Here is a 558-nt window from a genome sequence, read left to right as displayed (position 1 = left end):
GGTACAGGCGCGCAAGCGATGCTCGATGACGGGCTGATGGAGCGCTTCGGAATCGATCAGGTCTTTGGCATGCACAACGCTCCGGGCTTGCCGATTGGTGTCTTTGGTATCCGGCAAGGTCCGGTGCTGGCGGCAACGGACAGCATCGAGATCAGAATCGAAGGTCTTGGCGGCCATCCCGGGATGCCGCACAAATGCATTGACTCGATATTAGTGGGCGCTCAGCTTGTCACGGCCCTGCAGCAAGTCTTAGCCCAGAACGTCGATCCCTTGGAATCGGCGGGGCTTTCGTTCCACGAATTCCATTCCGGCACCACGCAGAGAGTAATTTCGCAGACAGCAGAGCTGCGAGGCAGCATGCGCACGCTGACGCCCGAGGTGCGTCAGCTTGTCAAGAAACGCATCGGCGAGGTGGTCGCCGGCATCGCCCGGGTCACCGGCGCCAAGATAGATCTTACGATCGAGAGCAGCGATGCCGTCGTTTTTAATCATGCCGCGCCGACCGAGCTTGCGATCAGGGCGGCGAAGGACGTGGCTGGTGAAGACAATGTGCACGAG

The 558-nt window shown here is 60.0% G+C and carries 1 protein-coding gene; it reads left to right on the top strand.

Features of this window, described 5'->3' with window-relative positions; all coding sequences use genetic code 11:
* Positions 1-558 (top strand): M20/M25/M40 family metallo-hydrolase (locus tag P3C39_RS32880; protein ID WP_275955467.1); only part of this gene is annotated, 558 nt, incomplete at both ends.

It is taken from the genome of Mesorhizobium sp. XAP4 (assembly GCF_029269325.1).
GTDB lineage: Bacteria > Pseudomonadota > Alphaproteobacteria > Rhizobiales > Rhizobiaceae > Mesorhizobium > Mesorhizobium ciceri.
Note: the sequence above shows the minus strand (reverse complement) of the source record. Positions and strands in the feature narration are given on the sequence as shown.